Consider the following 26,572-nt stretch of genomic DNA (forward strand, 5'->3'; position numbering starts at 1 on the left):
AATATCAGCGTTTTACCGCTTTTAGTTGCCAAATGTTCTCTACATAGTCGCGAATACTGCGGTCTGAGCTGAACTTGCCGACCAGCGCGGTATTGAGTATCGCTTTTCGCGCCCAACCGGCTTTATCCCGGTAAGCGTGGTCAATACGTTCCTGAGCCGTGACGTAATCCGCGAAATCAGCCAGCACCAGATACGGATCGCCCCCCTCCAGCAGGTTGTGGCAAATGCCCGCCAGTGCGTCCGGCTCACCCGGTGTAAAGGTATCGCCCAGCAGCAAATCCAGCGAGGCTTTCAGCAGACTGTCAGACTCGTAGTAACGGGTTGGCTGATAGCCTTTGTGGACAAGTTCCATGACTTCGTCCACCAGCAAACCGAAGATAAAGATATTGTCATCGCCGACTTCTTCACGGATCTCGACATTAGCGCCGTCCATGGTGCCGACAGTCAGCGCACCGTTCAGGGCCAGTTTCATATTCCCCGTGCCGGAGGCTTCTTTACCGGCCGTCGATATTTGCTCCGACACATCCGCAGCCGGGATGATGATCTCCGCCAGGCTGACACGATAATCAGGAATGAAGACCACTTTCAGCTTGCCGGCAAGGCGCGGGTCATTGTTCACTTTGTCTGCCACTTTGTTGATGGCAAAAATGATGTCTTTCGCCAGCGCATAACCCGGCGCGGCTTTGGCCGCGAAAATGAACACGCGCGGCTGCATATCAAACTTAGGATCATTGAGCAGACGGTGATACAGCGACAAAATATGCACCAGGTTCAGGTGCTGGCGCTTATATTCATGGAGTCGCTTGATCTGCACATCGAAGATGGCATCTGTGTTAAGCGTAATCCCCATGTTGTCGGCTACCCAATCGGCCAGACGCTGTTTGTTGGCCTTCTTCACTGCCATGAAAGCGTGCTGGAACTCGGCATCATCTGCAAAGTCAGCCAGTGACGACAGCTGTTCCAGTTTAGCCGGCCAGTCTGTGCCGATTTTTTCATCTATCAGTGCACTCAGTGCCGGGTTACAGAATTTCAGCCAGCGACGCGGGGTCACACCGTTAGTGACGTTCTGAAGTTTACCCGGATACAGTGCGTCGAACTCAGGGAACAGATCGCGCTTAACCAGCTCCGAGTGCAGTGCCGCCACGCCGTTCACCGCATAGCCACCAATCACACACAGGTTCGCCATACGCACCATGCGCTCGTTGCCTTCCTGAATGACAGACAGTTTGCGTTTCACCTCATCATTGCCCGGCCATTTAGCCTCGACCAGATCCATGAATCTGTGGTTGATCTCAAAGATGATTTCTAAGTGACGCGGTAACAGATTAGCGATCAGTGATTCGCTCCAGGTCTCCAGTGCTTCCGGCAGCAAGGTATGGTTGGTGTAGGCAAAGACTGAGTTACAGACAGACCAGGCATCGTCCCAGCTCATGAAATGCTCATCGAGCAGAATGCGCATCAGTTCGGGAATCGCGATTGTCGGGTGGGTATCATTCAGCTGAATGGTTTCCAGTTTGGCCAGATCTTCAATCGCATGGCCTGCGGCCAGATGACGACGCAGAATATCAGCTACCGAGCAGGCGCAGTGGAAATACTGCTGCATCAGACGCAAGGTTTTACCCTGCTCATGATTGTCATTCGGGTACAGCACTTTCGTGACACTACCGGCCTGAATCGCCGCCTGCTGCGCCGCGATATAATCGCCGTCGTTAAACAGCGCCAGATCAAACGGTGCCGGTGCACGGCACTCCCACAAGCGCAGAGGATAAACACTGTTATTCTGATAACCGATAATCGGCAGATCCCAGGCGATCCCGTCTACTTGCATACCAGGCACCCAGCGGCGGCGTTCTGCGCCAGCGTCATCGGTGTACACCTCGACATGACCATACAAGCCGACTGTCTGGTTCAGCTCCGGACGCAAGACTTCCCAGGGATAGCCTTCCTGACCACGCCATGCATCCGGGGCTTCCATCTGACGGCCATGCTCAAAGGATTGCCTGAACAGCCCGTACTCATAGTGCAAACCATAACCCACAGCCGGAAATTCCTGCGCGGCCAGTGAGTCCATAAAACATGCCGCCAGCCGGCCCAGCCCGCCATTGCCAAGCGCAGGATCGCGCTCTTCTTCCAGCAAATCTGTCAGGTTCTGACCAAGCGCAGCCATGGCGCCGGAAACCTGCTCATACAAGCCCAGGCTGATCAGATTGTTACCAGTCAGACGACCAATCAAAAACTCCAGTGAGAGGTAGTTCACACTGCGGCAGGATTGGGCAGACAACTGCTGCTCGGTATCAATGAGGTTGCCTGTGCTTATGTCTGCCAGTGCACGGCTCATAGCCAGATACCAGTGGCGTGACGTCGCTGTCGCTGGTGTCTGCGCATAGGTAACCAGAAGATGTTGCTCAACCGAAGCCTGAAAAGCCGCCTTGTCAAAGGTAGGCATCTTGGTTTGCGTTTGCATCATTCGTTTCTCGCTGTCGGGTTGTAATTGTAGAAAATAAAAAACTGTTGAGGTTAATGCTGCCTGCGCGGTACTGGAAAAACATCATCCCATGCCGGGCAGGTGGAGGGAGGAGCACGAGGGCGTAGTGATAAGTTCGCAAAAATTGTGTGACAAACCGCTGACTTTTCGGGTGCTTCGCCACTGCGGTTCTGATGTTTATCACAAATATCGCTGACAATGCGCTTGTACAAGGAAGTGATGAAATTCACTGCGCTTGTTACAAAAATGTGACCAACCACTTATTTATGGGGATGAGAAGTACAACAACTGATGATTTAGTGAGTAACTCAGGTAATGATAAATGCGCCTGCACAATCATTCATGACAATAAAGATTAATCAAAATTATGTGGATACCTTCAAAGCTTACCCGTCCCGGACGGTTACACAATGCAATTATGCGTCCCCGGCTGCTGGACCTCTTGCATCAGGCGCCCTCATACCGCCTGGTGCTTTTTCGTTCGCCGGCGGGCTATGGTAAAACTACCATGGCGTCCCAATGGCTGAATGAGCATCCGCATACAGGTTGGATTAACCTTGATGACAGTGATAATGACACTTTCCGCTTTGCAAATTACCTGTTACAGGCCCTCAATAAAGCCACAAAAGATGCCTGTCTGAAAACCAGAGCGATGGCCGAGCGCCGGCAATTCGCCTGCCTCAGTACCCTGTTCAGTGAATTGTTTGCCGAACTGCAGGATTACCCGCACCAGACCTATCTGGTTCTGGATGACTATCATGTCATCAACAATGAAGACATACACGACGGTATGCGTTTCTTTCTGAAAAACATGCCGGATGAACTGACTCTGGTCGTTACCAGCCGCAGTCTGCCACCATTGGGGACAGCAAACCTGAGGGTCAGAGATCTGTTGATCGAAGTCGATCATGAATGGTTAGCCTTTGATGAAGAGGAAACCACGCGATTTTTCAGTAAACGTGTGGCTAATGAGATCGAAACCAGTGCACTCAGCAGCCTTCGTGCCCAGGTTGAAGGCTGGCCTTCTGCTTTACAGCTGATTGCCCTGCATGCGCAGCAAAAGCCGAATCATCTGATTGAATCGGCGCTGTCGCTGGCGAACTTTAATCGCAGCCACCTGTGGGACTATCTGGCCGAAGAGGTCTTCGATTTACTCGATGAAGACACGCGATTCTTCCTGCTGCAATGCTCGGTGCTGGATATGTTTAACGCTGAACTGGTGATTGATTTAACCGGACGCAGCGATGCACTGGTGAAGCTGGAGTACCTGAACCGCTACGGACTCTTTATCACCCCGCTGGAAGGGGCGGATAACTGGTACAGATTCCATCACTTATTTGCCGAATTTCTTCGCCACAAACGCCACTCGCATATTCCTGAACAGCGAAAGGATCTGCACAACAAAGCAGCCAAGGCCTGGCTGAATCAAAGCAGCCCGCAGCAAGCGCTTTACCATGTGCGAAAAAGCAAGAATCAGGCGCTGATGGTCGCAATTCTGAGCGATCATGGCTGGAATATGTTTCACCACGGAGAACTCAAACTGCTGGAAGAAAGCATAGCGACGCTAGATCGCGGCATGCTTTTCAGCAGCCCGCGCCTGATCCTGCTCAGGCTCTGGCTGGTTCAAAGCCAGCACAGGTATAACGAAGTCGGCGCTCTGATTGCGGAATCTGAAGCTGAAATGCAAAGCAATAACATCAGTTTTAACGATGCCCTTCAGGGTGAGTTTAATGCGTTACGTGCACAGGTGGCGATTAATCAAAGCAAACCTGAGGAAGCCTTATTGCTCTCTGAGCAGGCACTGGGACAATTGCCGGCCAACACCTATCGCAGCCGTATCGTCGCCACCTCTGTGGTCGGTGAAGTCCATCACTGCCTCGGCAATCTTAGCCGTGCGCTTCCTATGATGCAGCAGACTGAAAAAATGGCGCGCCAATACCATGTCTATCATCAGGCACTGTGGGCCCTGTTGCAGCAGAGTGAAATACTGCTGGCGCAGGGCTCCGTACAGCCCGCCTTTGAGCTGCTGGAACAAGGGTTCAGGTTAGTCCGGGAGCAGCAATTACAGCAAGTCCCCATGCATGAATTTCTGCTGCGTCTGAAGTCGCAGATACTCTGGTGCTGGAACCGGCTTGATGAAGCTGAAGAAGCCGCGTTGAAAAGCCTGGATGTGCTGGCCCCCTACGATGACACTAAGTCCCTGCAGGCCTACTCAATGCTGGCACGGATTGCCATCACCCGGGGTGAACAGGACAAAGCCGCCCGGTATCTGCAACGCTGCAATGATCTCATGGAAAATGCAGATTTCCACATAGACTGGCGCGCTAATACCGATGTCGCTAATCTGCTCTACTGGCAGCAAACCAAAGATCTGGAGAGTGTCCGCCACTGGTTATCGCAGGCAGAACAGCCGGAAGGTGCCTGCAACCATTTCCAGCAGCAGCAATGGCGTAACCTGGCCATGGCGCACCTGATGCTGGGCCAGATTGACGAAGCCCAGCATATTCTCAGCATGCTGCTGGACAGTTGCGATAAGCATCAGCTGATAACCGACAGAAACCGTAACCTGATCCTCCAGGCCGTGATCAGGAAAAAAGCCGGTGATCGAAAAGCCGCTTTAACCCACCTTGCCGAAGCACTACGGCTGACCAACAGCACAGGCATGGTCGGCAACTTCCTGATTGCAGCCGAAGACATTCAGGACTTACTGCAAGAACTGATTGATGAAAAACTATTAAACGAGCTGTCGCAACACAGAGCCCGTCAGTTGCTGCGTGAAATGAACAGTAAAGAGCGTCATCGGCTGGTCCATTTTGATGAAGCTTTTGTGGAAAAGTTGCTCAATTTACCTGGCTTGCCCGAGCTGATAAGAACCAGTCCGCTGACACAAAGGGAATGGCAGGTGCTGGGATTAATTTATACCGGTTACAGCAACGAACAGATTGCTTCTGAACTGGACGTAGCCGCCACGACGATAAAAACCCACATCCGTAATCTGTATCAGAAGCTCAACATCGCCAACCGCAGCGAAGCCATTGAAACCGCTCAGGAACTGCTTAGCCTGATGGGTTACCAGGCATCTTGATACTCAGGTATTAAACAGGGGGGAGGTTCTCCTCCCCCACAACTCATCCCCGGCTCTTTTTGCAGAGAGTCAGCGTTCAAGCAGCTCTGCTGTCGTAACAGCTTTAATCTTGGTTGGAAAACTCTCGGCTGCCGACAGCACAAAGGTATGATGCTGCCGGATTAGCTCACCGGAAGCATACGGCTTGTCATGGGTTGTATGCGCATCAGACACTAATTCAATCTCATAACCCAGCCCTGCCGCACGGCGCGTGGTGGTATCCACACAAAAATCCGTCGCGTAACCGCAGACGACAAGTTGTTCAATCTCAAGACGATCCAGAGTGGCTTTCAGTACAGTGTCATGGAAGGCGTCCGGCGTCGTTTTACGCACCAAGACATCCCCTTCTGCGGTGATCAGATCGGTATGCAACTGCCAGCCTTCGCTCTGATAGGCAATCTCAGTGTCAGGCTCTTCATGCTGAACAAAAATCACAGGCAAGGCTTTCTTTCTGGCCCATGTGGTGAGCTGATTAATTCGTGCAACCACGGCATCTGCTTCAAATGGCTGAGGCTCAGGTTCAAAGCAGATACGCTGTACGTCGATAACCAGAACAGCTGTTTTCATCGTGTGTCCTTACATCATTGTGTGGTGGAGAGAATGTCAGTAATAGTCAGTCAACAAATGCACAATATGCAGTTAAACCCATAAATTAACAATCCTGATGTCACGATTCACCTCAGGCTAGTTCAACTTTTTCGAACGATCTATTCACTTCGGCACTCTGGTACTGCGCCATAGTCAAAGTAAGATGAAAGCACTTGAAAGGTATTTACTGCGAGAAAGGGAGTCAGTATGTTTCATGCTCACGTGTATTTTGATTTACCACAACTGGATTTAGCGGAGCAGGTGCGCCAGCGCATCATTGCAGAAAGAAAGGCCGATATTCTGGCAATTTACCCGCTGGTGCCACGCTTGGTAGGCCCACACGACAAACCGATGTTTGAAATGCATTTTGCCGATAACCAGACAGGGTTTATTGACTGGCTGGATCAGCACAGAGAAGGTCTGTCTGTACTGATCCACCCGGTATCAGCGAATGAGCTCAATGATCACACGATTCATGCTCGCTGGCTGGGTAAGCAATTACCCGTACACACAGCGATTTTTACAGCTCAACGGTAATCTTTTCCGCCAGAGACATGGCCAGATTGTTGTCGTAGTACGCTGCTTCATTAATGAAATGCGGGTAAGCTTCATAATCGCCGTCCCAGCAAATCTCACTGCCGTCAAACAGGGTAAAGATAGGATCACCGCCATGCAGAGGCCTGAAATCGTTATCCTGTACATTTTTATGCACCATGCCGATTCGCTCGCCTTGCGCATTTTCTGGCAGTTTTAAGGTTTCTGTGTAACGGAATGCTTCATAGGTCGGCGGCAGTTCCGGCAACTGGCCTTTGTTGTACAGATCGACATAATCCAGGATATGGCCTGTCATTGTCTCCATCCAGTCCAGCACATCCTGGCGAATGACAGATTGCGGCTGAGGGCCAATTTCAACAATCACGCCCTGCTCTGCAATCGAGCAGACAAACTTATGTTCAGCCAGTGGAATTTGATCTTCAAAGACCACTACAGCTTCAGGCATCTGCGCTTTAACATACGCGCCCATTCGGATATTGAAATCATCCGATTGCAGCACAATCAAGGTTGGCCCCATGTTGCTGGTTGTATTGTGTAAATCAATGATGAAATCTGTTTTGGCATTCCCTTTTGGTCCCAAAACCGCATTCATGACCTTCGCCCTGCTTTGTTCATAGTTCGCCAGCTCAGGGTTGGCCAGATCTTCCACCGCAAACTGACGGTTCAGATCGCTGTCAAGGTAGCGTTTATTCTCTTCATGCGCTTTGGGATTAGCAAACAGAGTCTGCGTAGTGAAGCTCTCTCGGGTAATGCGACTGGCATCTTGCTGCCATTTACGCAACAGATAAATACCGCTGAATTCATTACCGTGAGTACCGCCCACAACGGCTACAGAATTAATGCTTTTCATCCTTATCATCACCACTTGGATTATCAGAAAACTTGAAGAGAATCTCAGTATGCCAGCCTTCTTAACGGCAAACAAACGAATAAACAGGCGGATTTAAGGCAAACCTATTCAAATGCTTAATGTGTTACCTTGCCTCTCATCGATTTGACCTGTCCGCGCTGGGTTTTCTTATCCACCCGCCGCCGCTGAGAGGATTTGGTCGGCTTTGTGGGCTGGCGCTTTTTCTCTTGCTTTGTTGCTGACTGAATCAGAGTCTGCAATCTCTGCAGAGCATCTTCTTTATTCTGCTCCTGAGTTCTGAACTGCTGTGCCTTGATGATAATGACACCCTCTTTGGTTATCCGCTGATCAGAGAGCTGCAACAGCTTTTCTTTATAAAAATCAGGCAAACTGGAGCGCTTAATATCAAAACGCAAGTGTATGGCGCTGGAAACTTTATTCACATTCTGCCCTCCCGCTCCCTGCGCGCGAATGGCGGTAATTTCTATTTCCCAGTCTGCTATTTGTACTGTGTTCGATATCTGCAACATAACCACTTAATCGTTTGGACTTCCCTACTGGTATTATCTGGGCCTGAAGCCTGAAATACCAGCGAAAAGCCAACTTACCCAGGCTAATTACACCTTCAATCTGTGATCCGCTCTGCATCTCGCTGTCGGGGGGATTCATCGTATCCTTGAGTGATCGTATCCTGTCGTCATCAACAATCATTATGTTTTACAACAGTCAGTTATGAATATTTTACTGGGGTATATTGCAGAGTCAGGCCAGTTTATACGTCCTTGGATCAGTGACATCGCAACGGCCATGATGGCATGCCTGCTCGTGGTGTTCGGCTCAGATATCAATATGATCCTGCGGCGCTACCTGTCAGGAACAAACTTTATCCTGCGGACCTGTGCCTTTATTTTTGTCAATGCGTTCGGCTTTGGTTTTCTGATTGTCGCCATCGCACCCTGGTTAGCCAAACAGCTTAGCGGGATGAGTAACGTGTGGCTGTTTACAGTAGTACTGGGCACGTTCATCTTTCTTGGCAGCTGGGCGCAAAGGAATAACCAGGTGTAAAAAAACCGCCTTGCGGCGGTTAATCTATTGGATAGCCCGATTAGAAATTCACGGTCAAACCATCTGTGCCAAGTATTTGATCCAGTAGTGTGGTATCAACAATCAGTGTATCACCTGCTTGCTCAGGATCATCTTCATTACCGTTACAGACCAGGTTCAGGTCATAAGTATCTAATGGCAAATAACCGATCTCATACTGACCCGCGACAGGATCAACAGCTGCTGATGCCAAAGGTTCATTGTCCGAACCTAAATCACCAAATTGACCGCCATTGGCTATTGAATAAATATAGACAAATGCATCAGACAGGTCGCCGCTACACAGCGATGCGCTAACCGTGCCGTCAATAGCAGCGACTGCTGTATTATCAACCACACGAACACCACGAGGCTTCAGCAGGTAACCGTTGGCATTAAGTACCATACTTTTGCGCAAATCAAACTCAATGGTATAAGCCTGAGTTGAATCAGCCTCGACAGTGAATCCATCAAGTTTCAGTTCACCGCTTGGAACACGAATACCTTCTACAGCATCACTTTCAGTAACAATATGCGAATAAGGTGTGCCGTCAGTATATGTCCCCTTTTCCAGTACAGAGAGGCGCATCTGAGTATATTGGCCAGCAAGTAATACTTCATCGCTCAACACCTGAAGAGCATTTACACCTTGATAATCCAGCAGGTCAATCACCATGAACTCAGGATTCCCGTTCGCATCCTGAGGAATAGAAAGTCCATCTGGCACGCACGACGCCGAGCTTTGAGCAGCGGCAAAAGACGTTGTTCCCCAAGACGCTTCGCTGCCCCCTGTGTGATGAACCGTAATATTGTTAAATGCCACACAAACTTGCTTTAAACCATCAACCGGGGCGTCCGACATAGCCAGGGAAAGTTTTCCCGTCGACTGGTCATCTGAATCTGAGCCACAACCTGCCAGTAACATACTCACCGTACCGGCTATCATTAATTTTTTCATTCGACTGCTCCACTCGCTTTTTGAGCAAGCTTAGCGAGTTCTTGCAGTCAAAGCATTATCGGCAACGAAAGTTAACAACAAGATGACAGTAAAGTGCAAAAAATACCTGAAAGGCATAAGCCGGTAAAAAAACAAGCTTCTTATTTGTTACGGGCTCAATCCATCCGTATGCAGCCATGCTGCACAGAGCGAGGATTTTCAAGGCGATGAAGACAGGAACCGACTGACTGCAGATCCTGATATTGATACTTAACGACCATCGCGGCCGCCAGCAGCAAGCCAATCAGCGAGAGACGAGTCAGCCACAGCCATTGCTTATGCAATGCCATTGCAAGTGTGAACAAACACCCTACAACGATAAGCAGCAAACTTGGTGCAATATAACCAAAAAGCACTCACTCACCTCAAAAATATGCCGATTGGCGAAATAATACGGTGTTATTCACAATATTTAAAGGTGATTTATATACATTTACACTCACTGAGATAGCTATCGACATCAGGACAAATGACTATAAATACATACTTGAACTGAGATCTCACTTGAAAGACTTAAAAATAGAAAAGCCTCGATTTCTCAAGGCTTCTGTGTACAAAGCAACGGCAGAAACAAGAGAATTAAATGACAAGACCACCATCAATTTTCAGTGTCTGCCCCGTGATAAACGCAGAATGATCACTGGCTAAAAACAACGCACCGTTTGCAATATCTTCTGGCTTACCCATACGCTGCAATGGCGTTTTCGACTTCATATACTCCAGAATTTTTTCAGGCAGGTTAACAGTCAGCGGCGTTTCCACAAAACCAGGGGCGATACAGTTAGCTCGTACCTGCGCACCTTTTCGTGAAAATTCCTTAGCCCAGCCCTTGGTCATTGCAATCACGCCACCTTTCGTGGCGGCATAATTGCTTTGCCCGATATTACCATCAGTACCTACCACAGATGACATGGTAATGATTGATCCTGCGCCGGACGCCATCATGACAGGTGCAACTGCCTGCGTCATATTGAATACCCCTTTCAGGTTCACGTCCAACACTATATCCCACTCATCTTCCGTCATTTTCTCAATCAGATTATCTCTGGTGATCCCCGCATTATTGACCAGCACATCTACACGACCATAATCTTTTACAATGTTGTCAACAAAGCGACTTACCGACTCCCGGTCACAGACATTCAGCTCAATGGCTTTTACATTTTTGTAAGTTTTCTCCAGTTCAGCCATTGCTGCTGCATTCATATCACAGGCATAGACTACCTCAGCCTGCTGGTTGGCAAAGGTCTCCACAATACAACGGCCTATACCTTGTGCGCCTCCCGTTACGATGCAAACCTTATTGTTCAACATACTTAATTCCCTCTTAGTTCAAAAAACTGAAGCGAAAATCGAATCCAGTGCGGGCACACTGCTTCACCGCTCACTTCCATCATGCTGATTTTAGATGAAACAAATCAAAAGATTACCCTCAATGCTGCAATTCACCTTTGCGACCACCCTGATGAATCTATTAATCGAATCGCCCTGCTGCATACCGCAGCGATAATAAACAAACCTATCAAGACAGTTTGTTACCAATATGACATTAAATTACATGTGTCGCATTTACCCTTTGAGTTACCTGTACTATTTCATATAAAACAGAGGATTAGTGATTATCTTCCCCCCGTCATGAACTCTTCACTGGTAATGAAGATGACGTTTGCTATAAATGTATCAGGGAAGTGCGCAAGGATCAGATGCAGACATGCTTGATAAAGTAGTTTTTTTTCTACACGTAGTGCGAAATGGCTCGTTAAGTGAAGCTGCAAAGCAATACGGAATTTCTGCGTCTGCCGGCAGTCGCTGGCTCAATGAACTGGAAGAAAGCATGGGAGTCAGCCTGTTAAAAAGGACGACACGAAAAATATCACCTACACAGGCAGGACAGCGTTTATATGACAGGTTTAACCTGATAAACGGTGAGATCAATGATGTGTTCAATGAAGTTCAGAATCTGAGTAATGAAGATAAAGGTCAGATACGCATCGCCAGCACACCGCTGTTTGCTAAGCATTACCTTAGCCAGATTATTGGTGAATATGTCCAGCTCCACCCGTCTATCAGCTTTTTTGTTCTTGAAACAGCATTCGAAGTCGATCATGTTCATGAAGTGGATTTCGCTATCCGTGCCAACGCAACCTACAGAGGTTTTCAGGATAAAGACAGCCTGCTGGTAAAACGATCGCTTATCCGTGAACCACTGGTCGCCTGCTGTTCACCCACTTATATCGCTCAGTACGGTGAGCCACGCTTCCCCGAACAGTTAAAGCAGCATTTTTGCCTTTACGCCACAACACTGGTCGGAGGCAATAAATGGATATTTGAGCAAAATGGTGAGTACAACTCAGTAGAAATAGCCCAAACCGTTGAAGCTGACGACAGTGAAATACTGAAGAATATTGCGCTTGCCGGAGGTGGCATTGCTTATCTGCCTTACAGTCTTGTCAGCGAAGAACTAAATAACGGCCGGCTTCAAGCTGTTCTCAAAAATTATGTCAGCAGCCAGTTTGAACTTAACCTTTACTTTAAACCCCGTAAATATATGCCTGTACGTTGTGTCAATTTTAAAGACTATTTAATTGTACGCGTTGAGGAAATGGACAGAATAAATAAAAAAGCGCTGGGATTATCTGATCCCATAAAAAGACGAGCAACAATATAAATCTGTGATCTCTGCTGACATATTGTTTCCGGTGAATTTCAGGCATAAAAAAACCGGGGAACCCCCGGTTTTTTTCATGACATTTTCAGTCAGAAATTAGTCAGCGCTTGGCTTACTGCGTTCCTGACGCGGAGCATGGTTACGCTCGCCACGGAAACTGCCACGATGGTCACCACCACGATTGCGGTCAAAGCGGCGCTCGCCTTCACGACGGCCACGGTTTCCATCACGTGGTGCGCCATCACGGCCGCCACGACGGTGTTCGCGAAGTACGTTGTCTTCAACAACCACGGCTTTCACGTCGTTCTGACGAATACGCAATTTCTTCAGCTGGGCGATGATATCCGGGGTCATCTTTTTAGGTAACTGAACATAAGTATGTTCAGGAGCCAGTTTGATAGCACCGATATAGTCTTTGCTCAGACCCAGTTCGTTCGCGATGGCACCAACAATATCTTTAACCTGAACACCTTGTTCACGGCCAACTTGCAACTGGTAAGTATCCCAATCAGCATTGTTGGATTGACGGCGCTCACGACGCTCGCCTCGTTCACTGCGCTCGCCACGCTCCGGGCGATCGCCACGGCGATCACGACGCTGCTTCTCACGCTCGATTGCAGCAATCATAGGATCCGGACCTTTGTAGAACAATGGGCGGTTACCTTGCTGGCGTTTCAGCAGAATGGCTGCCAACGTTGTCGCATCAACATCCACAGAGCCTTGCAGTTTCTCAACCAGCTCTACAAATGCTTCCAGGCTTGCGCTTTCTTTCTGTTCTTCCAGCTCTTTACCCAGACGGTCCAAACGCGCCATGGCCACGTCATCACGCAGAGGAAGCTGAATTTCTTCCATACGGGATTTGGTTACGCGCTCAATGGTACGCAGCATACGGATCTGGTTGGTCCGAACCAGAAGAATCGCTTTACCTTTACGTCCGGCACGGCCAGTACGACCAATACGGTGGATATAAGATTCCACATCGAACGGGATGTCGTAGTTAAATACGTGTGTAATGCGTGGTACATCAAGACCACGTGCAACAACATCAGTAGCTACCAGAATATCGATAACGCCACGTTTGATGTGATCAACAGTACGCTCACGCAGAGACTGAGGAATGTCACCGTGAAGTGCAGCTGCTTTAAAGCCGCGTGAAGACAACCAATCTGCCAGACGCTCAGTATCCTGACGGGTACGCACGAAGACAATTGAAGCATCGGTTTCTTCAGTTTCCAGCATACGAATCATTGCTTCGTCTTTTTCTACGCCTTTTACGACCCAGAATTGCTGTTCTACTTTCGCTACGGTACGGTTTTCACCCGCAACATCAATGCGTGCAGGATCGCGCAGGAATCGGTCAACGATTTCCTTCACCATAGGTGGCATAGTTGCAGAGAAAAGCACACGTTGTGCTGACTCTGGCGCTTGCTCCAGAATCCAGGTTACGTCGTCAACGAAACCCATTTTCAGCATTTCATCGGCTTCATCCAGAATGAAAGTATGCACTTCATCCAGATGCAGACGATCACGGCTGATCAGGTCTTTAACACGACCTGGAGTACCAACAACAATGTGAGCGCCAGTCTTAAGCACACGCATTTGATCGACGATAGACGCACCGCCGTAAATTTCTAATACTTTCAGACCCTGGATATTTTTACCCAGGTTCTTAATTTCAGCGGCAACCTGAATAGCCAGCTCACGAGTCGGTGCCATAACAATTGCCTGAGGCTTATGTTGCTTCAGGTTAATTTTGTTCAGCAGTGGCAGTGAGAATGCAGCCGTTTTACCTGTACCAGTCTGAGCCTGACCCAGCGCATCGGTACCGGTTAATAGAAGTGGAATGGAAGCAGCCTGAATTGGAGTAGGTGCCACGAAGCCCATCGCATCAAGTGCGGATAAAAGAGTGTCGGCCAGTTCTAACTGGCGAAATTCTGTAACAGATTCTTGCATTGGGATCCCAATAGGTAATCGAACGTAAACGGGGCCCCTTTGCCTTTAACACGGTTCAGCAACTGTATCCACAAGCATGGGCCTCGACTAAGGCGCGCATTGTGCGCTATTCAAGTCGAAATTACCAGAAAAAATTGATTGCTGTCACAAATTATAACTTAAGCAATTATTTATTATTCAAACAGCTTGCGATATGTACACTCTGATAAGTTTTCTAGGCATACTGATTCTCATCCCATTGAAAATATTGATTCCTGCCACCTTGTTTGGCGAGATATAGCCCCTGATCAGCGCCTGCTAACAGTACCTCTTCCTGAATACCTTCCGTCGGCACTCTGGAATACAGCCCCATGCTGATACTGATAACCCCTTGACGCGTACCAGAATGCGGGATCTTTAACTGATTGACGGCATCAAGCATTTCCTCAGCCAGCAGCCGGAGCGCCTCAGCATCCATTTCCGGTACAAGACAGACAAATTCTTCGCCGCCATAACGACTGAAGACCGCTTTCTCATACCGGTTCACTATATTGTCTAATGTCACCGCGACCTGTTTAAGACACACATCGCCTCTCTGGTGCCCATAGGTATCATTAAACGACTTAAAATGATCCACATCCAGAATAATAATGCTTAGCGGTAAGTTTCTGCGTTTGGCCACCTGCCAGTATCGCTTCAACGTCAAATCAAAAAAGCGTCTGTTCGCCACGCCGGTCAGGCCATCCTGCATGGACCAGGCTTCCAGCCGCCGGTTAGCGTCTTCTAATGCTTTATTGGTCTGCTGTAATTCCTGAGTGCGTAAATGCACACGCTGTTCAAGTTCAGCATTCAGCCTGGTCAGTGCTTCGTGGCTTTGCTTAATCACGATTTGCTGGCCCAGCGCCGCGCCAAATAATTTCATGATCTCTTTCTGGTGATCAGTCAGACTTCGCTGGCTGATCAGGTTATCTGCTGCAATCCAGCCAATACAGTTGTCACTGTTCCACATGGATATCATGGCATTCCAGCCTGTACCGACCTGCTGCGTACCGTAATAGAGAGGCGCATTTTCCTTAACGACTACCACATCTTTGCGACTGAGTGCCTCATGCACCAGCGGATGATCGGGAATATCGTTAACAAAAGTGCGGCGGGACACAACGTTGCCCTGGGGATCAGTGCCGTACGTCCCCTGCATGGTGTACTGCTGCATATCGGTCAGAAAGATAGCTAACCGGTCAATGCCCAGCTTTTGCCGGCCCAGCTCTATCGCGGTTCTGTACAAACAATCCAGATCGCTGGATTCTGCCAGTGCCAGCGTGACTTCATGTAACTGCTTTAATAGAGATAAATATTCTCTGAGCGAGTAGTTGCGAACTTCCAGTTCTGCCTCAACACTGCGCCGGCTGATATTATGTGTCAGTGCTTCTTCTCGCAGCATGTGCACGCTGATATCAGACGCTATCAATAGCAGCACTCGCTCGAAGGCTTTCAGGTTGTCATCCAGCCGTTCCGGGGTGAGCGTTTCCGCGTATAAATAGGCAACAGCTTTTTCGTGCATAATGATCGGAAAAATCACTCGGCGCCAATCGCCTGACTGATCTTTCCAGATGGCTTTGAACGGTGTTGCAGACTGTGCAGAAACGCTCTTACGGAATTGTTTGGATTCTGAAAGTAAATCCGGCGGCACACCATTGTAATTCGACAAGGGTAAAGGATGCAGGTAGTACTTAAACTCTTCATTACCCATCCAGCTCGCCAGCACTTTCGATTGGCCTTCATGCTCAACAAGCAATGTCAGATAGGTTAAATCCAGCATATGATGCAGCGTTGAAAGCAAACGATGGCACCAGCGCTCCATGTTTGCCTGACGGGCAAGCGTATCAACGAGTTTATCCAACTCATCGTTGAGTTTAAACGGCATGCTTTTCCTTACGCGATTATCTGTCTTATCACTTCATCGTGGGTAGAACAGAGTACAAAATACTCCAGATTGAAAATAATAACGACCTCAGGTGCACACTTCGAAAATCAAAGGATAACTTTCTGCAACATTTGTGACCAATCATTAATATGAACAATTAATGTCCGCTGTGCCGGCAGAAAAGCCGGCTCAGCTATTGATACATATATCATTGTATATTAAGTCGTTCTGAGATTTTCCCGGCCAATGATGGCCTACATCTTTCTGACCAGAATTCCTGCAGGATGAATAGCTTTAACAACAGTACTCGCTGCCCGGCTTAACAGCGAAAGCCGGAAAAGTCGGATTACCCTTGGTTTTGAGCCTGTTAATACGTATAGTGTGACGGTTCATAATCCGGGACCAGGCATAATGTTTCAAGATAATCCGCTTTTAGCACAACTGAAAAAACAAATTCAAGAATCGCTTCCTAAGAAAGAAGGCCAAATCAAAGCCACTGACCGCGGTTTTGGTTTTCTGGAAGTCGATGGAAAAGAAAGTATCTTCATTCCACCTAACTATATGAAAAAGGTAATGCACGGCGATCGTGTTGTTGCTGTTATTCGTACAGAAAAAGAGCGTGAAGTTGCTGAGCCGCAAGAATTGGTTGAACAGTTCATGACTCGCTTTATCGGCCGCGTCAAACTGATCAAAGACCGCCTGAATGTTGTGCCGGATCATCCACAGCTGAAAGAAGCCATCAAAGCCCGCACAGTCAAGGGATTAAATCCTGAAACCCTGAAAGAAGGTGACTGGGTTGTCGCTTATCTGACTCGCCACCCTCTTGTTGGCGATAACAAGACTTTCTTCTGTGAAATCAAAGAAAAGATTACCGATAGCGAAGATAAAATTGCCCCTTGGTGGGTCACGCTGGCGCGCCACGATCTTCCTAATGCTGAACCTGCTCCGCAAGAGAGCTGGAACATGCTTGACGAAGGCCTGACACGTGAAGACCTGACTGAAGTACCTTTCATTACGATTGATGGCGAATCAACCAAAGACATGGACGATGCCATTTATACCGTAGCGAAAGAAGATGGCAGCTTCGAGATCACCATAGCCATTGCCGATCCGACCTCTTACATCGAAGTTGGCAATGAGATGGATACGGAAGCTCGCGAACGCGGCTTCACTATCTACCTGCCTGGCCGCAATATCCCCATGTTGCCACGCGAGCTGAGTGATGAGCTTTGTTCTCTGATGGAGAATGAGAAACGCCCTGCTCTATGCTGTCGTGTAACGGTTGATAAAGACGGTGTGATTGGCGACGACATTACTTTCTTTGCCGCATGGATCCGCTCGCAAGGCCGTTTAAGCTACGATGATGTCTCCGACTATCTGGAAAATGGCAGCTCAGCAAACTGGACACCTTCTGCAGTTATCGATGAGCAGGTAAGAGCCCTGCAGGCTTTTGCCAGTGCCCGTAGCGAATGGCGCAGCAAAAATGCCGTGGTGTTCCCGGATCGTCCGGACTACCGCTTCGAGTTAAGTGAAGACAACGATGTGATCGCAATACATACCGATCCTCGTCGTACTGCGAACCGAATGATTGAAGAAGCCATGATCACCGCCAACATCTGTGCCGGACGTATGCTTCAGGAAAAATTCGGCAAAGGTGTTTACAACACTCATGCCGGCTTCAATCCTGAAAAACTCGATACCGCCATGGACTTCCTGAGCAATGCAGAGGCGCCATTCGAAAAAGAGCAGTTACTGACGCTGGAAGGCTTTAGTGCCCTTCGCCGTTGGCTGAACACGCTTGATACAACCTATCTGGATAACCGACTGCGTAAATTCCAGGCCTACAGTGAAGTGGGCAACACGCCTGCTCCGCATTTCGCAATGGGCCTGGATGTCTACGCAACCTGGACTTCTCCGATTCGTAAATATGGCGACATGATCAACCACCGGATGCTGAAAGCGGTTATCTCTGGCAATACACCTGCACAAACGCCAGATGACAATATTGGTGAGGAAATTGCCACACATCGCCGTAATCATCGCATGGCAGAACGTGATGTGGCTGACTGGCTGTATGTTCGCCTGCTAAAAGACGCGGTTCAGGAAGGTACGGTATTTACCGCTGAAGTGTTCGACATCAATCGTGCTGGTATGCGTGTTCGCTTACTTGAAAACGGTGCTTCGGCCTTTATACCTGCGCCGCTGATTCTGGACAATAAGCAACGTATCGAATGTAACGGTGATCTGGGTATCATCAATATCGATAAAGTGCGCGAGTTCCAGTTGGGTGATCACTTCGACATCGTCCTGACAGAAGTGCGTGAAACAACACGCCAGCTGGTTGCCAAACCTGTTAAACAATTCCCTGAAATTAACACTCAGGAACCCGCAGATAATCAGGCTGAAACCGAAAAAGCGTGATAATCCCAGAACCAGGCTGGCGCTCTCCAGCCTGGTTTCACTCTCCAATCTGAATAGTCATACATTCTGGTACCCCATGTCGTATCTCCACAACGTTGAACAATGGCTTGATAATGTCGTCATTGGTTTGAATCTGTGTCCGTTTGCAGCAAAACCACGCAGAAAGGGACAAATTCGTATTGCAATTTATGAGACGGATTCTCTTGAAACACTAATGGAAAATATCTATCAGGAATTAATACGGTTAGATGAAACGCCAGTGTGTGATCTTGATACAAGCCTTATCGTATGCCCTAACGTTTTACAGGATTTTGACGAGTACAATCAGTTTCTTGATATGGTTGATGCCTTGATCAGACAGTGCGACCGGGATGGTATCTATCAGGTAGCCAGTTTTCACCCTGACTATTATTTTTACGGGACTCAGCCAGATGATGCTGAAAATCTGACAAACCGGGCCCCATACCCCATCTTCCACCTGATTCGTGAAGAGAGTATGGAAAAAGTACTGGCTCACTATCCTGATCCTGAAGGAATACCTGAGCGCAATATTGAAAGAATGAATGCATTATCCGAAAAAGACATTCGTCGTCTTTTTCCGTTTTTATTTAGCAAACCCTAACGACAGCCGATGCAGGGCTTATCAAATTCATATCTATAACCTATGGATCAAATGAACTCATTGACCAACCTTATCGAGTGTAAGCATTCAAATGTGTTGGGATTAGACATCAAGTTAGCTATGATATCTCCTTGATAGGGAATATTGTAATGCATACACTCTCATTTTCAGTATTTAGAAACGCCAGAATGCGTTTCGCTTTGCCTTTGGCCCTTGTGGCAGGCACTTTTGCGGCTCATAGCAACATCGTTGCTTTCATGTCGCAACACGTTGATGTTTTGCTACTGCTTCCCTATATACTGTTGAGTTTGGTCATGATGTTGTGCCAGCCATTCAACCAGAGTAAGACAGGGATCAGCGCGATGCTGATGCTGCTTGCCTACTACCTGATACAGCAAAACCTTCAGGCACCTCTTTCTCAGTCACAGACCGGGGTGACGTATATTTTACTGGCAGTATTACTGCCGCTTAATCTGTTCCAACTTCACTTTATTCCTGAAAGACGGCTGTTCTCGCGCTTTGGTTTGATCTATCTCAGCGTGCTGGGCCTGCAGCTTTGCTGGGGCTGGTTACTGATAAACCACGTAAACCCTGAAAATTATACCGCCACTTGGCAGATGTATTTTTATACAATTGGTGAGTTTTCTCCGTTACCCTTGCTGCTGATTATCATGATAGTGGCCCTGGCTTGCGCCAGTGCTTCTATTATTCTGAAAAGAAATCAAGGTTATGATCAGGCAACCTTCATCTGCCTGTTGTTTACCGGGCTAACGCTATTTCAGTTCCAGCAACCCTATATTTCCAGTATTGCCTTCACAGCCGCTTCCAGCCTGCTTTTGCTGAACCTGATTTCCTGTTCACATGAATTGGCTTTCATTGATCCGCTAACGGGCATACCCGGACGCCGGGCAATGGAAACTGAGTTAAAGCACCTTGGCCGTACATACACACTGGCTATGCTGGATGTCGACCATTTCAAGAAATTCAATGATAAGTTCGGCCATAAGACGGGTGATGATGTACTGCGCTTGGTTGCCCAGTTGCTCCTTAATATCAATATCAAAGCGGATGTTTACCGTTATGGTGGCGAAGAGTTCACCATCTTAATTAAGGGAAAGACCAAAAATCAGTGCCTTGATGCTCTGGAAGAATTACGGGAAGCCATTGCAAGCTACCCTATGCACATCAGAGATTTTGAAAAACGACCATCTGATGATGAAGACGGCAAACGTAAACGCGGTAAGACTCAGCGCAAACAATCTGAAGTGGTACAAATTACCGTCAGTATCGGTGTGGCAGACAGTCTGGAAGACTCCAGAACCGCCAACGTTTTAAAAGTGGCAGACAAAGCGCTGTATAAAGCTAAGCAAAACGGCCGGAATCAAGTTGTGTAACACGCATACTATTCGCAGTTTAAAGCACAAAAGCCTTATCAGCCTGATAAGGCTTTTGTGCTTTTCTGGTTCAGGGAAACGAGAATAAAGTAAATGCTTTGATCAACGAACCAAATAATCACCACCTCCATAGGCGATGGTTTAGTGGTGACAAACAAAAAGCCCGGTGAAAACACCGGGCTATGGTTACCAATTAAACCGCTATCTGTTCAGAACAGAGAGAAGGTCCAGCTATGCAGCAACGCCAATAGTATGAGTGAAGTGACTTAACAGATCGGCGGCCAAACCAAAGTTAAGTATTCATCTCGGGAGTGACCTGCACCTAAGTGAAAGCAGGCCTTTTTATAGTTATCCCTTTACTCCTCCGGCGGTCAGACCACCGACAAGAAATTTCTGAGCCAGCAAAAATACCAGTGTAATGGGTAATGCTGACAACACAGCAGCCGCTGCGAAATCACCCCACAGGTAATTTTGCGGATACAAATATTGCTGCATTCCAACAGCCAATGTGTAGGAATTTACATCACGTAATAACAAGGATGCAACAGGAACTTCGGTTACAGCGGCAATAAACGAAAGAATAAACACTACAGACAGGATAGGTACAGATAATGGCAGCAAAACCAGTCTGAATGCCTGCCATGGGCTCGCCCCATCTAACGCTGCGGCTTCTTCCAGTGAATTGTCGATGGATTCGAAATACCCTTTAATTGTCCATACGTGCAGGGCAATACCTCCCATGTAAGCAAAGACCACACCGCCGTGGGTATTCATGCCGAGAAACGGAACATAGGCGCCCAGGCGGTCGAACAATGCATATAATGCGACCAGTGCCAGTACTGGCGGAAACATCTGCAATATCAGCATAGCACGCAGTATATGGCTTTTACCGGCAAAGCGCATTCTGGCAAAAGCGTAAGCGCAAGTTGTGGACAATGCCACAATTCCGATGGCAGTGAGCCCGGCAACTTTCACAGAATTCCAAAGCCAGGTCAGTACCGGAAACGGCGGCAGTGTTTTACTGCCATCGGCATGTTCAACAGCCATCCCCAGCGCCAGTTTCCAGTGCTCCAGCGACGGGTCACTTGGGATCAGTTCACCAGAGGCATAATTCCCTTCGCGGAAGGAAATAGCGACCACCATCAACAGCGGCAACATGATCAGCGCCAGAAAGCACCACATTGCTATATGAGTCGCCCAAACGCGATATTTCAAAGATTTTGGTTGTACCATCGCCATGAGTCTTCCCCTTACTCAGCATCCAGTTTTGTGAATTTCATATTCAGTAACGACAAACCGCCTACCAGCAAGAATATCAATGTGGCAATCGCCCCTGCCAAACCGAAATCCTGTCCGCCCGCCCCTTCAAAAGCAATGCGATAGGTATAACTCACCAGAAGATCCGTATGACCGGCAGGCACACTGGTGCCAAGCATATCCGGCGCGCCGTTAGTCAGCAGCTGAATCAATACAAAGTTATTAAAGTTAAAGGCAAAACTGGCAATCAAGAGTGGCACCATCGGCTTCACCAGCATAGGCAGCGTAATGCGGAAGAAGTTATCCAACGGACCTGCACCATCCATGGCGGACGCTTCATACAGATCATCGGGAATAGCCTTCAGCAGGCCCATTGCCAGAATCATCATATAAGGGTATCCCAGCCAGGTGTTCACAATCAGAATCATGGTTTTAGCCAGAAACGGATCGGTGAACCATGACGGACTCAAGCCAAACAGACCTTGCAGTACCTGATTAATTTCACCAAAGCTTTGATTAAACAGGCCCTTGAAGATAAGAATCGAAATAAAGGCAGGTACGGCATAGGGCAAAATGAGCAGCACGCGGTAAAGGCCACGTCCTTTCAATGCCTCCCAGGACACCACCTGCGCCAGTACAACACCAACGGCCAGGGTGAACACAACCGTCAGGGCCGAGAATACTATGGTCCAGATAAAGATGCTGACAAACGGCCCCTGAATGCCGGGATCGGTAAATATCCGGGTGAAGTTATCCCAGCCGCTGTTGACGATAAAGCCCGGTGACATCGACTCGCCGATAAACTGCCCCGCCTCGTTGACTTCCTGATAATACCCTGTCTCCCAATTGGGTTTGTACACCTGCTTGGTCTGTTGATTGATCAGTGTTTCACCATCATCTTGCAGTGCAAAAAGCGACTGACTGGCGGCAAACTTACGCAAGCCCGACATTGTCAGGTTGTCGCCGTTTGGCAGAGTAACAATCAGGGCGCTCAGTTGCTGACGGTTCTGAATCACTGTTTTTAGTGGCGCCGCATCTGTCGACGGCTGTTGGGACTGGGACAGATTTAATGATTCAGGCAATGCCTTCAGGTCAATGGGCTCACTCAGATACCAGCCATCCTGAGTATTAAGTGCTAACTGATAGCGTCCCTCCTCGCCATAGAGCGAAAAGCTATAGCTTTCACCAGTCTGAAAAGACTGCTCCATTAGCACTGACTGGGCGCGCTGGAAGCTGAGCTGGTTGCTCCCGCTGTAGTTTGTGAATGAAAGGCCAACCGTATACACAAGAGGAAAGATGACAAACAGAATCATCCCGGCAACACCCGGATAAATATAGCGATGGGCATAAGTGCTCTTGCGGGCAAACACATACACCCCCAGAGCGGTCAGAATGAGGGTTAATAATGCAAACGCATATTCAGCACGTGCATACATAAGTATGGTGGCATAACCGTTAATGGCACTCACACCGCCCAGCGCAGCCCACTTTATCCAGGTTCGCAAGGCAGGTTTGTTTTTTGAATTCATTGTCATATCGGTAGCGTCAAGAGCCAGTTCGGCAACATGATGAGACTGCATCAGCGTTCCTCGCAGTACGTCAGAGGAAGGAGCAAGCAGGTGCTTGCTCCGATAGGTAAGTTTACTTGGTCATTCGGTCAGCAACAGTATTTAATGCGTCTTCCACAGACTGACGCCCGTTAACCACATTGTTAATCGCTGCTTTCTCTGCATACCAGAAAGAAGACATCTGAGGGATATTCGGCATGACTTCACCGTTCATCGCATTCCCCATCGTCGCGGAAATACGGGCATCCGAACTCAGCTCTTCCTGGAACGAATTCAACGCAACCGCACCCAGCGGCGTGTCATTGTTGACAGTACGCAGGCCGTCGTTAGTCAGCAGATAGTTTTCAATAAACTCAACAGCCAGATCTTTGTTTGGCGAAGCAGAGCTGATACCTGCAGTCAGTACACCAACAAATGGTTTGGACGGATTGCCATTCAGTTTAGGCAGCATGGCCACGCCATAATTAATGCCTGCTTTATCTATGTTCGCCCAAGACCAGGGGCCATTGATTGTCATAGCCACATCGCCTTTGTTAAAGCCGGCCTCGGCAATGGCATAATCCACATCAGGGGCAATCACACCTTTATCAACCAGGCTTTTCACGAAGCTCATTGAGCGCTTTGCACCCTCGTTGTTTACGCCAACATCTTTCGCGTCATAGCCGGAAGCGGTGAATTTAAAGGCATAGCCGCCGTCAGCTGCAAGCAGGGGCCAGGTAAAGAAAGGTTCTTGCAGGTTCCACATGATGGCGCGTTTACCTTGCTTTTTCAGCTCAGCATCCAGGGCAACCACGTCTTCCCAGTTCTTCGGCGGCTCAGGCAGCAAATCTTTGTTATAAATCAATGACAATGCTTCTACCGCAACCGGATAACCTACGTATTTACCGTTGTACGACACAGCATCCCAGGTAAAATCGGCAAACTTGCTACGGTAGGCATCAGAAGGTTTCACCTCTGTCAGCAGGCCTGCCTGAGCGTAGCCACCAAAACGGTCGTGCGCCCAGAGTACGATATCCGGGCCGTCACCGGTTGAGGCCAGCTGAGGAAATTTCTCCTCCAGCTTATCAGGATGTTCAACCGTGACTTTGATGCCCGTGTCAGCTTCAAACTTTTTACCCACTTCGGCCAGGCCGGTATAGCCTTTATCACCATTAATCCAAATAGTGATCTGACCTTCTTCAATGGCAGCGTGCGCTGAAACAGAACTGAGTGCGGCAAGGGTACAGAGTGCGACAGTACTGAGGACTTTCTTCATTGTTATATCCTTCCAGATGGTTATCGTTGCGTTTTCAATCGGCAACACATTTTCCAGCCTCTATCATCTATCAGTCATTCCTATGAAGCATCATCCCAGGCGCTACGCCCCCCATAACGCAGAGTGGAAATCGTGATCCTTATCATTTACGGGGGTGACCAAGTTCAAAAAACAATGACCATTCGTGACAGAGAGCACATACTACTTACAATGATTTCAGCAGGCAGCACGTCGCCTGAGAAAATGTGATCTGAATACTCCTCCCCCGCTCATCCCCCTGAGAAGAATAGTTCAGGGAGGATGTTGTACTAAGGCATTTTCCGCACAATAGCATCAACCTCAGCAAGGCTTGAGCGTGTTCAACGGTAAACTGTCTTTTTATTGTTGACTGTTGCTGCATGAAGCAACATTGATGTCCACCACTTGGCATCGTCACACCTGCGAGAATGTTGGGGAAGTCATTTTCGCAGTTTACGGGTAGCAGCCACTCCAATGCCGCTGTACTTTGGGCGCTACCCTGTTTTTTCTACACCGACTTTACTGGCACGCATAATGACATCTACCATAGTGCGGGCCAGAGACAAAACATAGAGGGAAGCCAGATGGCGAGTGTCACTTTACGCAATGTTAGTAAAGCTTATGGCGATAACCTGATTTCAAAAAACGTCAATCTGGATATCGCTGAAGGAGAATTTGTGGTGTTTGTCGGGCCATCGGGCTGTGGTAAATCCACTCTGTTGCGCTGTATTGCTGGCCTGGAAGACATTACCTCCGGTGATTTATATATAGGTGAGCAGCGTATGAATGATATCCCACCTGCCCAGCGCGGTGTGGGTATGGTCTTTCAGTCTTATGCGCTTTATCCGCACCTGAACCTGTTCGACAATATGTCGTTCGGAATGAAACTGGCGAAAGCCGATAAAGCAGAAATTCGTAAGCGGGTAGAAAACGCCGCCGACATTCTTCAGTTAGGCCACCTTTTGGAGCGCAAGCCCAAGTCTTTGTCAGGCGGTCAGCGCCAGCGTGTCGCTATTGGCCGTACACTGGTCGCGCAACCGAATGTCTTCCTGCTCGATGAACCCTTGTCCAATCTCGACGCTTCGCTTCGTGTCCAAATGCGGATTGAAATTGCCAAACTGCATAAGCAACTCGGCTGCACCATGATCTATGTGACCCATGATCAGGTAGAAGCCATGACGATGGCAGACAAGATTGTGGTGCTTGATGGCGGTTTCGTCTCTCAGGTTGGTAAACCTCTTGAGTTATACCATTACCCAGAGAACCGGTTTGTCGCCGGCTTCATTGGTTCGCCTAAAATGAATTTCATCAGCGTGTTTGTCGAGCAGGTTGAAAAAGAGCGCGTGATGGTTCAGCTTGCTAACGGCACCACTTTCTGGATCCCCGTTGATGGCACCACAGTCACCCGCGGGGACCGCATGTCGCTGGGCATTCGTCCTGAACACCTGCTCTCAGGGGATGAAGGGGACGCCACGGTCGAAGGTGATATTCAGGTGGTAGAAAAGCTGGGCAACGAAACTCAGGTTTATCTGAACCTTAAAGGGGTTGATGCCGATTTCGTTTACCGTCAGCCAGACATACTGGATGTCGATGCAGGCCAGGTGCTCAAAGTTGGTATTCCGGCGCATCGCTGCCACCTGTTCCATCGCGACGGCCAGGCTTGCCGCAGACTCTTCCAGGAATTTGGGGTGTAATCTCAATCCGCCCGGACATCAGTTTATTCGCCTACACATTGGCTATAAAACTGAATCTGCTCCATTTTCATCTCAATAACCGGGGAGCCAATCTGGCTTTCCGGTTTCTTTATTTCTAATACATCTAATACACAGTA

General features: G+C 48.4%; 20 protein-coding genes. 8 read left to right on the forward strand and 12 right to left on the reverse strand.

Annotated elements, in window-relative coordinates:
• Window positions 1-4 precede the first annotated feature (4 nt).
• Window positions 5-2,467, reverse strand: a complete 2,463-nt coding sequence (locus H511_RS0106410; RefSeq protein ID WP_027251555.1) for a glycogen/starch/alpha-glucan phosphorylase — start codon at window positions 2,465-2,467, stop codon at window positions 5-7.
• Window positions 2,468-2,852: 385 nt separating this feature from the next.
• On the opposite strand from H511_RS0106410, the gene malT reads away from it, so the two are divergent.
• Complete coding sequence (malT, locus tag H511_RS0106415; protein WP_027251556.1) at window positions 2,853-5,570, forward strand: HTH-type transcriptional regulator MalT; 2,718 nt, start codon at window positions 2,853-2,855, stop codon at window positions 5,568-5,570.
• A 69-nt stretch (window positions 5,571-5,639) separates the two neighbouring features.
• On the opposite strand, the gene H511_RS0106420 is transcribed toward malT, so the two are convergent.
• Window positions 5,640-6,176, reverse strand: coding sequence for a cysteine hydrolase family protein (locus H511_RS0106420; protein WP_027251557.1), 537 nt, complete (start codon window positions 6,174-6,176; stop codon window positions 5,640-5,642).
• A gap of 228 nt (window positions 6,177-6,404) precedes the next feature.
• Here H511_RS0106420 and H511_RS0106425 point away from each other — a divergent pair, with 228 nt between their 5' ends.
• A complete protein-coding gene (locus H511_RS0106425; RefSeq protein ID WP_027251558.1) occupies window positions 6,405-6,734 on the forward strand; it encodes a DOPA 4,5-dioxygenase family protein in 330 nt (109 codons plus the stop codon).
• Here H511_RS0106425 and H511_RS0106430 read toward each other — a convergent pair.
• Both H511_RS0106430 and arfB read right to left on the reverse strand, forming a co-directional pair.
• Window positions 6,718-7,602 (reverse strand): aspartoacylase, encoded by an 885-nt coding sequence (locus H511_RS0106430; protein WP_027251559.1) that lies wholly within the window; start codon window positions 7,600-7,602, stop codon window positions 6,718-6,720. The two genes, H511_RS0106425 and H511_RS0106430, sit on opposite strands and share 17 nt — an antisense overlap.
• A gap of 116 nt (window positions 7,603-7,718) precedes the next feature.
• Window positions 7,719-8,132: an alternative ribosome rescue aminoacyl-tRNA hydrolase ArfB gene (gene arfB, locus H511_RS0106435; RefSeq protein WP_027251560.1), complete on the reverse strand. Its 414-nt coding sequence runs from the start codon at window positions 8,130-8,132 to the stop codon at window positions 7,719-7,721.
• Window positions 8,133-8,334: 202 nt separating this feature from the next.
• Between arfB and H511_RS0106440 the strand changes: the two genes are divergently transcribed.
• Window positions 8,335-8,667, forward strand: a complete 333-nt coding sequence (locus H511_RS0106440; RefSeq protein WP_027251561.1) for a DUF3392 domain-containing protein — start codon at window positions 8,335-8,337, stop codon at window positions 8,665-8,667.
• A gap of 40 nt (window positions 8,668-8,707) precedes the next feature.
• On the opposite strand, the gene H511_RS0106445 is transcribed toward H511_RS0106440, so the two are convergent.
• From H511_RS0106445 to fabG, 3 genes are all read right to left on the reverse strand, one after another.
• Window positions 8,708-9,643, reverse strand: coding sequence for a DUF4382 domain-containing protein (locus H511_RS0106445; RefSeq protein WP_027251562.1), 936 nt, complete (start codon window positions 9,641-9,643; stop codon window positions 8,708-8,710).
• Between the two features lie 155 nt (window positions 9,644-9,798).
• The gene (locus tag H511_RS24590; RefSeq protein WP_155804819.1) at window positions 9,799-10,038 is read right to left on the reverse strand and encodes a hypothetical protein; all 240 of its coding nucleotides are present in this window, start codon (window positions 10,036-10,038) and stop codon (window positions 9,799-9,801) included.
• A 223-nt stretch (window positions 10,039-10,261) separates the two neighbouring features.
• Window positions 10,262-10,996, reverse strand: coding sequence for a 3-oxoacyl-ACP reductase FabG (gene fabG, locus H511_RS0106455; protein ID WP_027251563.1), 735 nt, complete (start codon window positions 10,994-10,996; stop codon window positions 10,262-10,264).
• A gap of 397 nt (window positions 10,997-11,393) precedes the next feature.
• Here fabG and H511_RS22775 point away from each other — a divergent pair, with 397 nt between their 5' ends.
• Entirely contained in the window at window positions 11,394-12,350 is a 957-nt protein-coding gene (locus tag H511_RS22775) for a LysR family transcriptional regulator (RefSeq protein WP_036759017.1), read from the forward strand.
• 96 nt (window positions 12,351-12,446) lie between these two features.
• On the opposite strand, the gene H511_RS0106465 is transcribed toward H511_RS22775, so the two are convergent.
• Window positions 12,447-14,303: a DEAD/DEAH box helicase gene (locus H511_RS0106465; RefSeq protein ID WP_027251564.1), complete on the reverse strand. Its 1,857-nt coding sequence runs from the start codon at window positions 14,301-14,303 to the stop codon at window positions 12,447-12,449.
• A 214-nt stretch (window positions 14,304-14,517) separates the two neighbouring features.
• A complete protein-coding gene (locus H511_RS22780; RefSeq protein WP_051287952.1) occupies window positions 14,518-16,206 on the reverse strand; it encodes a sensor domain-containing diguanylate cyclase in 1,689 nt (562 codons plus the stop codon).
• A gap of 411 nt (window positions 16,207-16,617) precedes the next feature.
• Here H511_RS22780 and H511_RS0106475 point away from each other — a divergent pair, with 411 nt between their 5' ends.
• From H511_RS0106475 to H511_RS0106485, 3 genes are all read left to right on the forward strand, one after another.
• Window positions 16,618-18,627, forward strand: a complete 2,010-nt coding sequence (locus H511_RS0106475; protein ID WP_027251565.1) for an exoribonuclease II — start codon at window positions 16,618-16,620, stop codon at window positions 18,625-18,627.
• A 76-nt stretch (window positions 18,628-18,703) separates the two neighbouring features.
• On the forward strand, window positions 18,704-19,249 hold the full coding sequence (locus H511_RS0106480) for a DUF1415 domain-containing protein (protein WP_027251566.1): 546 nt from the start codon (window positions 18,704-18,706) through the stop codon (window positions 19,247-19,249).
• Window positions 19,250-19,506: 257 nt separating this feature from the next.
• Window positions 19,507-20,643, forward strand: a complete 1,137-nt coding sequence (locus H511_RS0106485; protein WP_237582835.1) for a GGDEF domain-containing protein — start codon at window positions 19,507-19,509, stop codon at window positions 20,641-20,643.
• A gap of 348 nt (window positions 20,644-20,991) precedes the next feature.
• Here the strand turns inward: H511_RS0106485 and malG are convergent, their stop codons facing one another.
• From malG to malE, 3 genes are all read right to left on the reverse strand, one after another.
• Window positions 20,992-21,882, reverse strand: a complete 891-nt coding sequence (gene malG, locus H511_RS0106490) for a maltose ABC transporter permease MalG (RefSeq protein ID WP_027251568.1) — start codon at window positions 21,880-21,882, stop codon at window positions 20,992-20,994.
• An 11-nt stretch (window positions 21,883-21,893) separates the two neighbouring features.
• The gene (gene malF / locus H511_RS0106495) at window positions 21,894-23,435 is read right to left on the reverse strand and encodes a maltose ABC transporter permease MalF (RefSeq protein ID WP_027251569.1); all 1,542 of its coding nucleotides are present in this window, start codon (window positions 23,433-23,435) and stop codon (window positions 21,894-21,896) included.
• Between the two features lie 106 nt (window positions 23,436-23,541).
• Complete coding sequence (gene malE, locus H511_RS0106500; protein WP_027251570.1) at window positions 23,542-24,723, reverse strand: maltose/maltodextrin ABC transporter substrate-binding protein MalE; 1,182 nt, start codon at window positions 24,721-24,723, stop codon at window positions 23,542-23,544.
• Window positions 24,724-25,325: 602 nt separating this feature from the next.
• Between malE and malK the strand changes: the two genes are divergently transcribed.
• Window positions 25,326-26,435, forward strand: coding sequence for a maltose/maltodextrin ABC transporter ATP-binding protein MalK (gene malK, locus H511_RS0106505; RefSeq protein ID WP_027251571.1), 1,110 nt, complete (start codon window positions 25,326-25,328; stop codon window positions 26,433-26,435).
• The last annotated feature ends 137 nt before the right edge of the window (window positions 26,436-26,572 follow it).

This window comes from Photobacterium halotolerans DSM 18316, assembly GCF_000425165.1.
Classification (GTDB): Bacteria; Pseudomonadota; Gammaproteobacteria; order Enterobacterales; family Vibrionaceae; genus Photobacterium; species Photobacterium halotolerans.